Consider the following 13,691-nt stretch of genomic DNA (forward strand, 5'->3'; position numbering starts at 1 on the left):
TGCGTGGAAGTATATCGTATTGGCCGCCACTTTGGTTGTGCTTGCCTTGAGCGCTATACCCACCTGGTACGGCGAACAGCCGTCTATTCAACTGCAAGTCTCCTCTAAAAATGAGACGCTTAATTCAGTCGTGGAATTAACTCATCTACTCGAAAAAAACGATATTGCGGTACAAAACATACAGCAGCAAGGTGGGAAAACGACCTTAGTCTTTGCTGATGAAGTCCAGCAAACGCACGCCAGAGAATTACTCGATGGCATGATTGAAAAAGAAGACAGTATTACGTTCTCTTACGTTTCGGTTGCACCAACATGGTTGACAAATTTAGGTTTTAACCCGATTAAACTAGGATTGGACCTGCGTGGTGGTGTGCAATTTTTGCTGAACGTTGACGTGGATAAAGCGTTCCAAGAGCAACGTGACAGCATGATCGATACCGTGAAAGATAAGCTGCGTGACGAGCGTCTTCGCAGCGTGAAAGTTAGCTCTGAAGGTATTGATGGCTTCAAAGTAATGAGCAATTCAGCGGAAGATCTCAATAAAATCAATGCATTTCTTAAAGAGACTTACTCAGGGTGGGATATCCAACGCTCTTCTGATCAACTGCTGATCAAGCCTTCAAAACAGAATCGAGTCGATTTCCAATCAACGACGCTGCAACAGAACCTCAAGATTATGCGTGATCGCATTGAAGAGCTGGGCATCACTGAAGCCATGGTTCAGCGCCAAGGCGAGCACAGCATTCGTATCGAATTACCGGGCGTGCAAGACCCATCACAAGCGAAAAACGTGATTGGTGCGACGGCAAGCCTTGCTTTTTATGAGGCGAAATCACCCAGCGAAGCGTTTACGTCGCAAGACATTGTTCTAAAAGATGAAAATGGCCGCAATGTTGTACTTACTAAACGCCCTGTATTAACCGGCGATCACATTGTTAATGCGCGCGCAGGTATTGACCAAGTGGGAATGTCTGAGGTCAACATCTCGCTTGACCACGCGGGTGGCAAAATCATGAGTGATTTTTCATCCAAGCATATCGGTAAGCCGATGGCGACCGTGTACCGTGAATACACCACCAATGCTCGTGGCGAAACAGAGCGTAGCGAAAAAGTGATCAGTGTTGCGACCATTCAATCGCAGTTGGGTAGCCAATTTAGAATCACTGGTGCAGGTTCGATGGAAGAAGCACAGCAGCTGGCTTTATTGCTGCGCGCTGGTTCATTAACCGCGCCTGTGACTATCGTAGAGGAGCGTACCATCGGCGCTTCATTGGGCGCAGAAAACATTCAAAATGGTTTTGCCGCATTAGCCTTAGGTATGGCATTAACGCTGACTTTTATGGCGCTTTGGTATCGCCGTTTAGGTTGGGTGGCGAATGCGGCGTTGCTGTTTAACATGGTGTGTCTCATTGGTCTGATTGCCTTATTGCCGGGTGCTGTACTGACCTTGCCGGGGATTGCAGGTCTAGTTTTGACGGTTGGCATGGCTGTCGATACCAACGTGCTGATTTTTGAACGCATCAAAGACAAAATTGCAGAAGGACGTAATTTCGCCCAAGCGATTGATTCTGGGTTTAGCAGCGCTTTTAGCACCATTCTTGACGCCAACGTCACCACTATGATCACCGCCGTGATTCTGTATTCGATCGGTAATGGTCCAATCCAAGGCTTTGCCCTGACCTTAGGGCTCGGCATTATGACCAGTATGTTCAGCGGTGTGTTTGCTTCGCGTGCGGTTATCAATCTCATTTGGGGACGAGATGCTCGTCGTGATGTAAGGGTATAAACATGATTGATTATTTGAAAAACCATATTCGTCCAATTCGTTACATCACGAGCGTACTCTCTGTGACATTGATGCTGATCTCATTAGTGGCGTTTGGTGTGAAAGGCCTCAACATGGGTTTGGATTTTACTGGTGGGATGGTCACCGAAGTCACGGTCGATAAAACCCTCACCAACAAAGAGTTACTGCAAGCGTTGAAACCTACATTAGGAGATTCAACGATGCTCACCAAAGCAGGTGAAGAAGGACGTTGGGTTATCCGCTACGCGCTTCCTGAAAGCGATCAAGAGACGCCTAACATTCCAACTTTGCTCAGCGACGTCTCTGAGCATGTGACGGTGGTGAGCAACAGTATGGTCGGCTCGCAAGTGGGGCAAGATCTGGTGGAGCAAGGTAGTTTAGCGTTGATGATCTGCTTACTGTGTATCTTAGGTTACTTGTGTTTCCGCTTTGAATGGCGTTTAGCGAGCGGCTCTTTGTTAGCCTTGCTGCATGACGTTATTTTAGTGCTCGGTTTCTTTGCTCTGACACAGATGGAGTTCAACCTAACCGTGTTTGCGGCGGTACTGGCGGTATTGGGTTATTCATTGAACGACTCTATTATCATTGCCGACCGTATTCGTGAACTGCTCGTGGCCAAGCAAAGTACGCCAACCAAAGAGATTACCGACCAAGCTGTGATTGCGACGTTCTCACGCACTATGGTGACTTCGGGTACGACATTACTCACCGTTTCCGCATTGTGGTTAATGGGCGGGGAGCCGCTTGAAGGGTTTGCTATTGCAATGTTCATCGGTATTATTTCTGGAACTTGGTCTTCAATCTCAATCGGGACTGTGTTACCAGAGTGGTTGAAACTTGAACCTAAACATTACTTGCCCGTAGTGGTGGATTCCGCGCCTTAGTATTTCTGCGCATGTCATTTAAAGTGAAGTAAAAAAATCCGCCTTATGTACAGGCGGATTTTCATTGGTAGTTGATTATAAATTACGGTAGGAAGTGTAATTTATAGTTCTTTATCTTTACTCAGTGACAGCAACCAAAGTGAAACGGCGGCAACCACCGCAAAGCCGCCGAAGATAATAACAGGCATCGCGCTGTAACCAAGAATATGCCAAATTACCGATTCTAATGTACTCATGGGTTAATTCTCCTATTGCCAGCCTTCAACGCCTTGCATGTCTGGCAGTTTATGTGCAATACCTTTATGGCAATCGACACAGGTTTTTTCACCACTAGCAAGGGCGGTAGAGTGCTGTTTGGCACTGCGTGGACCTTGCTCTGAAAAATCCATGTATTCGAACTCATGGCAGTTGCGGCACTCTAATGAGTCATTATTTTTCAATCGTGACCACTCACGCTCCGCGAGATGTGCTCGACGTGCTTGAAACTTTTCGGGTGTGCTAATGGTGCCTAATACCACATGAGCAAACAACTCTTTGGAGGCTTGCACTTTGCGGATAATCTTGTCTGTCCACTCATGGGGAACATGACAGTCAGAGCAGATAGCACGTACGCCGGAACGGTTAGAATAGTGAATCGTCTCTTGGATCTCAGCCACAATCGGTGCATGACAGCCTGAGCAGAATTCTTCTGAGTTTGTTGCTTCCATACCGGTGTTAAATGCGCCCCAAAATAGCAGACCACCTGCAAACCCCATGAACAATACGATGCCAACGGCCGCTTTACTTGGGCTTGTGAGCCTTTTCCAAAACGCTTTTAATAATTTCATAAATAGCCTCTTAAGTTATTATCTGGCTACGATTAGCGAAGTGAATCAACGGATTTGAACTCATTTTCCACCAAAGGCTTCGCAATGGCTTGCGGTACATGGCACTGTAAACAGAAGTAACGGCGCGGTGAGACGTCAGCTAGCACCGCATCTTCACGGTTAACATAGTGGGTCACACTGATTTTGGTTGCGCCCATCTCTTTGGCATTTTTCCAACTGTGACAAGCAAGGCACTTATTGGCGTTTAGCGACACTTCGTAGCCACGAATGTTATGCGGGATCAAAGGTGGCTGATAGACGTATTCGCTTTCAAGCGCTTGATCTCTTGGGTACTTCTTAAAGTCGTCTGCAGGACGAGTCTCTTCAAGTTGCGTTGCGCCACGCAGCGATTCCAGCCCACCGTTGCCGCCGGGGTTATTCAGTTCCGCCTGTACCGTTTGGCCAAATAAAGCCCCAAAAGATAAAAGGGCGATCAGTAGTTTTTTCATCTTAAATTCTCCGCCTAATGGCTCATTCTGAGATCGGCTCCCCATAGGGCAGCCGATGCATTCATTAACTGGCTTACGCTACTTTAGTGATTTTTACCGGACATTTTTTGAAGTCTGTCTGCTTCGACAGTGGGTCCGTGGCATCTAAAATCAGCTTGTTAATCAAAATGCGAGCATCAAAGAATGGGATAAAGACCAAACCATGCGGTGGACGATTTCGGCCGCGCGTTTCCACACGAACACGAACTTCGCCGCGTTTGTTGGAAATCAATACTTCATCACCACGTCGTAACCCACGCGCTTTGGCGTCATCTGGGTGGATGTAACAGAGCGCATCGGGTACGGCTTTATAAAGTTCAGGCACGCGCCGCGTCATAGTGCCGGTGTGCCAGTGTTCTAACACGCGGCCCGTACACAGCCACATATCAAATTCGGCATCAGGTGATTCCGGCGGCGCTTCATAAGGAGCGGAGATGATCCACGCTTTACCATCCGGTTTGCCGTAGAAATCCCAATCAGATCCTTTTTTCGCATAAGGGTCAGAGCCTTCTTTAAAGCGCCATAACGTTTCTTTGCCATCCACAACTGGCCAGCGTAAACCGCGAACGTTATGGTAGGTATCATAAGGAGCTAAGTCGTGGCCGTGACCGCGTCCGAAGCTGGCGTACTCTTCAAATAACCCTTTTTGTACATAGAAACCGAAGTGATGTGCGTCATCGTTCAGTTCACGCGCTTCTTCAAGCGGGAATTGGTCAACCTGTCCGTTTCTGAACAGCACATCAAACAGGGTTTTACCGCGATATTGTGGCGCTTTGGCGAGCAATTCTTCTGGCCACACTTCTTCCATTTTGAAGCGTTTAGAGAACTCCATCACTTGCCATGAGTCTGATTTTGCTTCGCCCACAGTACCAACTTGTTGATACCAAGCTTGAGTGCGGCGTTCAGCATTGCCGTAAGCGCCTTCTTTTTCCACCCACATTGCAGTAGGGAGCACTAAGTCGGCCGCTTGTGCTGTGGCTGTTGGATACGGGTCAGACACGACGATAAAGTTTTCTGGGTTGCGATAACCCGGTAAACGTTCTTCGTTAATATTCGGGCCTGCTTGCATGTTGTTATTACACTGCACCCAGTAAGCGTTGAGTTTGCCATCTTTGAGCATTCGGTCTTGCTGTACCGCGTGAAAGCCCGGTTTTTCAGGAATGGTGCCTTGTGGAAGCTTCCATGTCTTTTCAGCAATCGCGCGATGTTTGGGGTTTGCCACTACCATGTCCGCAGGCAAGCGATGAGAAAAGGTTCCGACTTCACGTGCCGTGCCGCAAGCGGATGGCTGGCCTGTTAATGAAAATGGACTGTTGCCAGGTGTGGCAATTTTGCCTGTCAGTAAGTGCAAGTTGTAGACCAAGCTTTGCATCCAAACACCGCGAGTATGTTGGTTCATGCCCATAGTCCACAGTGACATCACTTTGGTGTTAGGGTCAGCGTACTGTTTTGCAAGCGCGATCAGTTTATCTTCGGCAACGCCTGACATTTGCGCGGCTTTTTCAACCGTATAAGGTGCAACCGAGGCTTTATAAGCTTCAAAGTCAATCGCAGTAACATCACCGGAGTTTGCATTTTTCGCTTTAACTTGCAATGGGTGCTCGTCACGCAGGCCATAACCAATATCCGTAGTCGCTTGTTTGAAGTGGGTATGTTTATTGACGAAATCCCAGTTCACCGCATTGTTTTGAATAATGTAGTTGGCGATGAAGTTGGCGATGGCAAGGTCACTTTGTGGGTGGAAAATGTAACCGTGGTCGGCCAGCTCAAACGAACGATGATAATAAGTCGAAAGGACATTTACTTTAACGTGTGGGTGACTTAAACGACGATCGGTAATACGAGTCCAAAGAACCGGGTGCATTTCGGCCATGTTTGAACCCCAAAGCACAAAGGCATCAGCGTGTTCAAAATCATCATAGCAGCCCATCGGTTCATCAATACCAAAGGTGCGCATAAATCCAACAACGGCTGAAGCCATGCAGTGACGAGCGTTCGGATCAATGTTATTAGAGCGAAAGCCCGCTTTCATTAGTTTAACGGCGGCGTAACCTTCCATCACGGTCCATTGGCCTGAACCGAACATGCCAACACTGGTTGGCCCTTTCGCTTTTAGAGCTTGTTTCCACTTTTCAGCCATCACATCGAAAGCCTGATCCCACGACACTGGCGTGAACTCTCCATCTTTATGGTATTGGCCATCTTTCATGCGCAGCAGTGGCTGTGTTAAGCGATCTTTGCCATACATGATTTTTGAAAGGAAGTATCCTTTAATACAGTTCAACCCTTTGTTAACGGGCGCTTCAGGGTCACCTTGTGTGGCAACCACTTTGCCGTTTTGGGTACCGATTAATACTGAACAGCCCGTACCGCAGAAACGACAAGGCGCTTTATCCCAAGTGATTTTTGTTTGGTCTGAGCTGGCAATCAAGTTTGTAGCGCTGGCGGGTAGAGTAATACCAGCGATAGCGGCTGCGGATGCGGCTGCGTTTGCTTTCACAAACGCGCGTCTTGTCATTTTCATACGTCATCCTCAATGTGGGAATGTTGTGTTCCAGTGTTGGTATCCGTGTCATCCAGCCCACTTTCTATTTGGTGATAAACCAAAGCGGTGCTGAGAACATGTGGTAAGTTGTTAATCGCATCGATGGTGTCAGTAACGAAGCCTTGATTTTCCGTTTCCAAAACGACGATCATTTTCCCTTCGTTGCTTTGGCCATACACTTCGGCGTTCTCAAACGATTCGATTGTCGCTTTGAGCGCTGCTAAATGTTCAGGTACGACGTGAACGATCAAACTTGAAATATGTACTTCATTGAGTGACATGTTTATCTCTCATTATTATTAATATTGCTCACACGGATGGCCGAGGTTGGACAGATGGAAACGCACGCGCCACATCCGTTACAGGCATCAATATCGACATTCGGTTGCGCCACTTTTCCGATCACTAAATTGAACGTTATAGCGCTGACTTCACATGACTCAGCGCAGCTACGACACTCCACATTGCGTTTAGCCAAGCAGCTTTCTTCGATCTTTGCTTTAGCCAGCCACGGTTGTGTTGAGCGCGGTGCGAAAATTGGCTCTGGGCAGCTCTGCGCGCACTGATAACAAAAGGTGCACTCATCAATATGAAAATCTATGGTTGGGAAGCCGCCATCACCTAAGGTGATGATCTTTGTTTCGCACGCGTCTAGGCAGCGGCCGCAGCGAGTGCACTCATCTGAAAAGGAGAGGGGGTGAGCAATCCAAGGCAAGCGGACAATGGTGTCATCGACCTGATTACGAGAAAAAAAACGCCTTTTCGAGAGATCAACCAAAGTGCATTCCTGTATTTGTTAACAAATCTTCATTTATCCATACACAAATTGTAGTTTTTGTCCTATTTCTATAAATACCCCCAAGGAGGTAATTGGCTAGGCATGTTGTTTTAGATCAATAAATTCAAGCGCGAGTGATCACATATTGAATGGCTTTAACGACAGCGGCGCCCAATCAGATACAATAGGCAAGGAGAGGTTCACGGAGAGATGTTTTGAGAAAACGATCCAAACAGTCGGTCACCAGCACCATTGCCAAAGCCATGGTGTCGATTTTACTGTTATCGGTTGCCATCACAGGCTACGCCATTTTTACACTCGCTTCCTCACTCAATGATGCGGAAGCGGTGAACGTTGCTGGTTCAATGCGTATGCAAAGCTATCGATTGGCACATGATATTCAAAGTAACTCGGTGGATTATTCATCTCACATTTATCTTTTTGAACGTTCGCTTTATTCAGCATCAATGAAAGCATTACAGCGTTGGCCTGTGCCAAACGACATCACCAAAGATTATTATCAGTTGATCATTCGTTGGCACGAACTGAAAAGCTTGTTAAATAGCGAGAACAAAGACCGCTATCTTGATGAGGTAGCGAAATTTGTCAGCCAAATCGACCGTTTTGTCTTTAAGTTGCAGCACTTCTCAGAACAAAAGCTGATCCAACTGGCTTGGTTTGGCGGCATGGGGTTGGGTGGTGTGTTGTGTATCTCATTGTTTGTGGTGCATTTTATTCGTAAGGAAGTGGTGGGGCCATTGCGTTCGCTAGTGACCGCCAGTGAGCAGATCCAAAACCGTTCATTTGATGTATCGCTCAATGTCACCAGCCATAATGAAATGGGGATCTTAACCCGCACGTTTAATAAAATGGCCACCGACCTTGGTAAGCTGTACCTCGGTTTAGAGCAAGCGGTGAATGAGAAAACCCATAAGTTGCAAAATGCCAACCAAGCACTGCAAGTGTTGTATGACTGCTCGCAAGAGCTAACCGCATCGCGCATTAGCCAAGATAATTTCCAAGCGATTTTGCAACACTTGGTCACCATTGAAGGGGTCACATTTGCCCAGTTAGAAATTGGTGATGACGCGGGTAAAAGTACGCGCTTATCCGAAGGTGAGAGCAATGGGTTCTCCCTTTCTCCGCTTTTGCTGAGCTTAGATGGGATGCAACTGGGTTACTTGTATCTGCAATACAGCTTGCCTTGTCCAAATAGCGCCTTGATTGATAACTTCGTACAAATATTGTCGCGTGCCATTTATTATAATCAAGCACAGAAACAAGCCGAACAGTTGATCTTGATGGAAGAACGCGCCACCATCGCACGGGAACTGCATGATTCGTTGGCTCAATCGCTTTCGTATCTGAAGATACAAGTATCACTATTAAAACGCGTGATTGGCCGAGCAGAGACCCCGCACGCTGCAGAGAAAAAAGAGCAAATCATTTTAGATATTGATCAAGGTTTGTCGGGCGCTTACACCCAGTTAAGAGAGTTATTAACCACCTTTAGGCTAACGATTAAAGAAGGCAATTTTGGTCAAGCGCTTAAGGGCATGCTAGAGGAACTTGGCGAGCAAACTACGGCGGAGATAGTGCTTAATAATAATTTGTCATCGATTGATTTAGATGCGCATCAACAAGTGCATTTACTGCAATTGATCCGAGAAGCGACTATCAATGCTATCAAACACGCTCAAGCTAATGTTATTCAAGTCAACTGTGATGAATTAGACGATCAGGTGATGGTGACGGTCAAAGACGATGGGGTTGGCTTTGATCAACAGCGTGCTAGGCTCAATCACTATGGATTAAGCATTATGCAAGAAAGAGCGGCGCGGCTGCATGGCGCAGTGTCAGTAACCTCCGCACCCAATGCTGGGTGTGAAGTTATATTGAAATATAAACGTTCAAAGGATACAAATTTTGACGAGATGTAGAGTAATGCTGGTAGATGACCATCCTTTGATGAGACGTGGTATCAACCAGCTATTGAGTTTTGAAGATGACTTTGAAGTGGTTGCTGAAGCTTGTAACGGCAGTGAAGCCATCGCTTTGGCGCATGACATCGAGCCGGATCTCATTCTGCTTGATTTGAATATGAAAGGCATGTCAGGGCTCGATACGTTAACAGCGCTTCGTGCGGATGAATCAACCGCTACCATCGTTATTTTAACCGTATCAGACAGTGCGCTCGATATTGAAGCTATGGTGAAAGCGGGGGCTGATGGCTACCTTCTTAAAGATACAGAACCAGATGAGCTGGTGGAACTGCTTAGACAGGCCGCGACGGGTGTAAAAGCGTACAGCGAGTTTGTTGCTCAGTACCTTGCCGAACGTCATACGCATGAAGATCTTTTTGAGGCATTAACCGACCGTGAAACTCAGATTCTAAAAGAGGTCGCGAAAGGGTATCGGAATAAACAAATTGCGGATCGTCTGTTCATTTCTGAGTCGACAGTAAAGGTGCACATGAAGAGTTTACTGAAGAAGCTACGCGTCCCATCGCGCACGGCAGCAACGATTTTATACTTGGAGCGTTATAGCGAGAGTAAATAACACCTATTTGGAAATAGCGGTTTGAAAAAAAGGGCGTCCTGTTGGACGCCCTGATTGTCTGTCAACGTTATGCTGTCATCGGTACAAGGATTACTGTACCAATAATGACCGTGATTAAACCGAGGATGACAGGAACGGAAGTGCGTTTTACCACTTCAAATGGACTGATTTGACCCATACCAGCTGTTGCTACAACGACGCCTGATACTGGTGAAATGGTGCGCCCAAGGTTTGAAGCTTGCAGCATCGGGATAATGAGAAAGGCTGGATTCACGCCCAATTTAGCCGCCAACGATGGCGCTAACTCAACAAAGGCGTAGAACGGAGCGTTGCCTGAACCCGTCGCAATAGCGGCTGCTACGGTAAGGCCTGTCAAAATCAGCATCAAGGCTATGCCGCCTGCGCCTGCGGTTTCTGCAAGATGAAGCAGGTTATCAATTGCCCCAATCGACATCAAACCTTGTGCGAACACGCCCGCAGCAACCAATAACATCACCACGCCTTTGAATGCTTCGGCCATGCCTGCGTAGCATGATTCTAGATCTTCTAACGTCTCTTTACCTTTAAAACGCTTCGTCACGAAGTCAACCAATGCACCGATGAAGATGGATCCGACCACAATGGTGTAAATATCAAGGCTCAAACCTTGAATGGTTTCTCCGTTGAATAAGAACACACCCACAATAGGTAAGAATGGAAGAGCCGCATAGTAAGCCGGTGCTTTTACTTCGATGGCGGAAACATCGATTTTTTCCATCGGTGTATTGTCTTTCTTATCGAGATATTTGTTCCAGAAGAAGGCCGCGATCGCCATGACGATAATGGCGCAGATCGAAACAGGAAGAACCGTTTCCACGGCAAAAACGTGTAAAGGTAGGCCTGATTTTTCCGCCGCAATAACCACATCACCGGATGTCGGGGAAAGGATGATCGCAGCAGGAGATGCACATACCGCAACTGCGGCCGGACGAGAGATCCCCATCGCTACCATCATCGGAAATAAAGTGGCCATCAACAGTACGCCAAGACCCGTTGCTGAGCTCACCGCTAAAGACATCAAACATGCCACAATGTAAGCAGCAACCAGCAAGATATAAGGGGATGTAATAACCGAAAGAGGTTTAGAAAACTGTTTTACAACCACATTGTTGGCGCCGATGTGTGTCATGTACGAAGCAAAACCACACAGCAACATAATTTGCATGCCTAAACCGCCACCACTGTAACGCAACATGTATTTCACGAATTCGAGTGCATCCGTTACTGTGTTACCGGTTGAGGGTACTTTGGCTGGCAGCACTGAATAGCCAAGTGCGCCAGTTAATAGCAGTAAAACGATACCTGCGGTGAGTAACACACCGGCTGGCTTGTAACCTTTAACAATGAAATAACCCACCGCTACTGTTACCGCCAAGCCAATTAAAAGCTCTAGCATTTAAGTCTCCTGAAATTATGAACAATATTGCAAAAACGTGTATCAATTTATGACAAGGAATTTACCGAAAAGAATGCTGTAGCACGAGAGCAAGTTGAGCTTTAGATGATCTAAAACAATAAAATTATCAATTGATAACCTAGTTGAAAATTCTTTAACTTTGAATATGTTTTAGTCGTTCTAACTATTCATTTAGCAAATATGCGGCTAGAAGTTCTGTTAGAGGGGGGGATAATTTAAGCTAAGAAAAATGAAGCCACTTAAGGCATGGCTTCATCAAATCTGTAAAGTATGAATTTAGGAGTACTGACGCACAATGAGCTGCCAATTGGATTTTTGTAGTGCTAATTGTTGCTTCACTTGTCGATAGCGCAGCATCAATAGGGAGTGTTCATATCTACGAACCATATTGTTTTTTTTACTTTCGAGCAGCTGTTTCTTTAATTCATAATACTCTTGCAACTGCATGACTAAAGCGTCAAATTCACGTTGTATGCTGGCCATAACGAGTTGCTGATTGGGCAACGCGGCGATCTGTTTTTGCGCATGGCTTAATGCCATTAACGCTTTCGCTTTTTCTACCTTAAGGGGAGGAGAAGTGCGCAGTTTACCAGCCAACCCAAGCCACGAACACAGCTTGATCAGCCATTTTGTTGGGTCGTATTGCCACCAATAAATCCCATTACGATAATCGTTTTCAAAAATATGGTGATAATTGTGGTAGCCCTCGCCAAAAGTGAAGAAAGCCAAAATACCGTTATCGCGGGCTGTATTTTTATCAGTATAAGGCTGGCTACCCCATATATGAGCCAGCGAATTGATGAAAAATGTCGTGTGATGATTGAGCACTAAACGCAGTGCACCCACGATCAGTAACATGCCCAGTGTATCGTGATAAATAAAACCAAGGATCAGAGGAACGCCCAAGTTCATTGCGAGTGCCAAAGGCACATAATACTTATGCTGCCACATGACGATCTTATCTTTTTGAAGATCACGGCAGTTTGAGTAGTCATCGTACGTGGTTTTATTGTAGTGACGCAGCATCCAACCTATGTGTGAAAACCAGAATCCACGTTTGGCTGAATAAGGATCTTTGTCATTATTGTCTACATGCTTGTGATGAACTCGGTGATCAGAAGACCAATGTAGCGCACTGTTTTGCAGTGCAAACGCCCCACCTAATGCAAACAATAATCTCAGTGCCCAATGTGCTTCATAGGCTTTATGTGACCATAAACGGTGATATCCCGCGGTAATGGAAAGGTTGCAAAAGGAAAAACAAATCATCAGCCAAAGCCAATGCTCCATGCCGTAGCCAAATTGCCATCCATACAAAGGGGCTGCAATCGTCGCTAAGCCCAAGCTGAAGCTAAAAATGACGATGTTTATCCAGATAAGTGGTGGTTTTGATGCCGATTTCATGATTAAAATCCTTGAGCTTACAGTTGTTCGCTAGAATATCAGCGAACAACTGTAAGTCAAAGAGGTTTAATGATTCTTTTAAGGGATTGTGACTAGTATATTTTGCTTTTCTATTTGAACCGAATAGTATGAAAGACGATGTTAATCCTTACAGGAAGTAATAAGGACTAGAATATGGAAATAAAAGCAGCTGAATATTGCGATTTTGAAAGAATTGCTCAGCTACACGCTCAAAGTTGGCGAACTCACTACCAAGGCATATTAGGCAAAGAGTACCTTGATAACGACGTTCTAGAAGATCGTTTACTGATTTGGCAAACTCGCTTAATCAATCCACCATTTAATCAACATGTCCTACTGATTGAAGAGGGGGGGCTGCTGTGTGGGTTTATCTGCGCCTTTGGTAACCACGATTTTGACAAAGGCAGCATTATCGAGTCTCTGCACATTGATGAAAATTATCGAGGAAGGGGAATTGGTCGCCAGTTGATTCAAGAGATGGCGGCATGGTTTGAGCAGTATTTCCCTAATAGCGGTGTGTATTTGGAAGTAATGGCAGACAATAAGCAAGCCATCGAATTTTACGACTACTTAGCTGGTCGACCTAAAGGAGAGCGTTTATGGCGGTCTCCTTGTGGGCAAGATATTAAAGAGTGGGTTTATACTTGGACTAGCCCAACAGATTTGCTGGCTTCGGTCTCTTCTACGGTTGATTGAAACGCATAGTGCGCGGGCTATGTCTTCTTACCTATCGGTATTCGTGTGATTCGTTCTTGATGTATTGAGGAAGAGGCGATGACCAAACATGATTGCATCTTCCAGACACATGAGTTTTTAATCATCTAAAGTTTCCAAATGCTATAAATAGAAAAAGCCTCTGATAATCAAAGGCTTTTTCTTGATA

Annotated in this window: 13 protein-coding genes; 5 read left to right on the forward strand and 8 right to left on the reverse strand. The window is 45.9% G+C overall.

Going from position 1 to position 13,691, the window contains the following annotated elements:
• On the forward strand, nt 1-1,786 hold a 1,786-nt coding region (gene secD, locus AACQ17_RS17140), incomplete at its 5' end, for a protein translocase subunit SecD (RefSeq protein ID WP_240507665.1).
• Between the two features lie 2 nt (nt 1,787-1,788).
• Nucleotides 1,789-2,691: a protein translocase subunit SecF gene (gene secF / locus AACQ17_RS17145; protein ID WP_017045371.1), complete on the forward strand. Its 903-nt coding sequence runs from the start codon at nt 1,789-1,791 to the stop codon at nt 2,689-2,691.
• A 101-nt stretch (nt 2,692-2,792) separates the two neighbouring features.
• Here the strand turns inward: secF and AACQ17_RS17150 are convergent, their stop codons facing one another.
• From AACQ17_RS17150 to napF, 6 genes are all read right to left on the reverse strand, one after another.
• On the reverse strand, nt 2,793-2,927 hold the full coding sequence (locus AACQ17_RS17150; protein WP_013868527.1) for a TIGR02808 family protein: 135 nt from the start codon (nt 2,925-2,927) through the stop codon (nt 2,793-2,795).
• Nucleotides 2,928-2,939: 12 nt separating this feature from the next.
• Nucleotides 2,940-3,518 (reverse strand): NapC/NirT family cytochrome c, encoded by a 579-nt coding sequence (locus AACQ17_RS17155; RefSeq protein ID WP_013868528.1) that lies wholly within the window; start codon nt 3,516-3,518, stop codon nt 2,940-2,942.
• Between the two features lie 32 nt (nt 3,519-3,550).
• Nucleotides 3,551-4,006 carry a nitrate reductase cytochrome c-type subunit gene (locus AACQ17_RS17160; protein WP_013868529.1) on the reverse strand — a complete coding sequence of 152 codons (456 nt, stop codon included), beginning with the start codon at nt 4,004-4,006 and terminating at the stop codon, nt 3,551-3,553.
• A 73-nt stretch (nt 4,007-4,079) separates the two neighbouring features.
• Nucleotides 4,080-6,569, reverse strand: coding sequence for a periplasmic nitrate reductase subunit alpha (napA, locus tag AACQ17_RS17165; RefSeq protein ID WP_094126834.1), 2,490 nt, complete (start codon nt 6,567-6,569; stop codon nt 4,080-4,082).
• On the reverse strand, nt 6,566-6,871 hold the full coding sequence (locus tag AACQ17_RS17170; protein ID WP_013868531.1) for a chaperone NapD: 306 nt from the start codon (nt 6,869-6,871) through the stop codon (nt 6,566-6,568). Before AACQ17_RS17170 ends, napA begins: the two co-directional genes overlap by 4 nt.
• 2 nt (nt 6,872-6,873) lie before the next feature.
• A complete protein-coding gene (gene napF / locus AACQ17_RS17175) occupies nt 6,874-7,368 on the reverse strand; it encodes a ferredoxin-type protein NapF (RefSeq protein WP_094146931.1) in 495 nt (164 codons plus the stop codon).
• Nucleotides 7,369-7,583: 215 nt separating this feature from the next.
• Here napF and narQ point away from each other — a divergent pair, with 215 nt between their 5' ends.
• Together narQ and AACQ17_RS17185 are read left to right on the forward strand one after the other, a co-directional pair.
• Nucleotides 7,584-9,308: a nitrate/nitrite two-component system sensor histidine kinase NarQ gene (gene narQ / locus AACQ17_RS17180; RefSeq protein WP_019281628.1), complete on the forward strand. Its 1,725-nt coding sequence runs from the start codon at nt 7,584-7,586 to the stop codon at nt 9,306-9,308.
• The gene (locus tag AACQ17_RS17185) at nt 9,295-9,927 is read left to right on the forward strand and encodes a response regulator (RefSeq protein ID WP_094147656.1); all 633 of its coding nucleotides are present in this window, start codon (nt 9,295-9,297) and stop codon (nt 9,925-9,927) included. The genes narQ and AACQ17_RS17185 overlap by 14 nt, the downstream gene beginning before the upstream one ends.
• 67 nt (nt 9,928-9,994) lie before the next feature.
• Here the strand turns inward: AACQ17_RS17185 and dcuC are convergent, their stop codons facing one another.
• Both dcuC and AACQ17_RS17195 read right to left on the reverse strand, forming a co-directional pair.
• A complete protein-coding gene (dcuC, locus tag AACQ17_RS17190) occupies nt 9,995-11,362 on the reverse strand; it encodes an anaerobic C4-dicarboxylate transporter DcuC (protein WP_019281627.1) in 1,368 nt (455 codons plus the stop codon).
• Between the two features lie 297 nt (nt 11,363-11,659).
• Nucleotides 11,660-12,787 (reverse strand): acyl-CoA desaturase, encoded by a 1,128-nt coding sequence (locus AACQ17_RS17195; protein WP_094167557.1) that lies wholly within the window; start codon nt 12,785-12,787, stop codon nt 11,660-11,662.
• Between the two features lie 174 nt (nt 12,788-12,961).
• On the opposite strand from AACQ17_RS17195, the gene AACQ17_RS17200 reads away from it, so the two are divergent.
• Entirely contained in the window at nt 12,962-13,504 is a 543-nt protein-coding gene (locus tag AACQ17_RS17200) for a GNAT family N-acetyltransferase (RefSeq protein ID WP_013868537.1), read from the forward strand.
• The last annotated feature ends 187 nt before the right edge of the window (nt 13,505-13,691 follow it).

The sequence above is a fragment of the Vibrio sp. V10_P2A27P122 genome (genome assembly GCF_963874335.1).
Classification (GTDB): Bacteria; Pseudomonadota; Gammaproteobacteria; order Enterobacterales; family Vibrionaceae; genus Vibrio; species Vibrio anguillarum.

What these genes read in the sequence shown, in the direction of transcription:
- AACQ17_RS17160 (WP_013868529.1), bottom strand. Translation starts at nt 4,006, where the DNA reads ATGAAAAAACTACTGATCGCCCTTTTATCTTTTGGGGCTTTATTTGGC.
- dcuC (WP_019281627.1), bottom strand. Translation starts at nt 11,362, where the DNA reads ATGCTAGAGCTTTTAATTGGCTTGGCGGTAACAGTAGCGGTGGGTTAT.
- AACQ17_RS17195 (WP_094167557.1), bottom strand. Translation starts at nt 12,787, where the DNA reads ATGAAATCGGCATCAAAACCACCACTTATCTGGATAAACATCGTCATT.
- AACQ17_RS17200 (WP_013868537.1), top strand. Translation starts at nt 12,962, where the DNA reads ATGGAAATAAAAGCAGCTGAATATTGCGATTTTGAAAGAATTGCTCAG.
- AACQ17_RS17150 (WP_013868527.1), bottom strand. Translation starts at nt 2,927, where the DNA reads ATGAGTACATTAGAATCGGTAATTTGGCATATTCTTGGTTACAGCGCG.
- AACQ17_RS17155 (WP_013868528.1), bottom strand. Translation starts at nt 3,518, where the DNA reads ATGAAATTATTAAAAGCGTTTTGGAAAAGGCTCACAAGCCCAAGTAAA.
- AACQ17_RS17170 (WP_013868531.1), bottom strand. Translation starts at nt 6,871, where the DNA reads ATGTCACTCAATGAAGTACATATTTCAAGTTTGATCGTTCACGTCGTA.
- napA (WP_094126834.1), bottom strand. Translation starts at nt 6,569, where the DNA reads ATGAAAATGACAAGACGCGCGTTTGTGAAAGCAAACGCAGCCGCATCC.
- secF (WP_017045371.1), top strand. Translation starts at nt 1,789, where the DNA reads ATGATTGATTATTTGAAAAACCATATTCGTCCAATTCGTTACATCACG.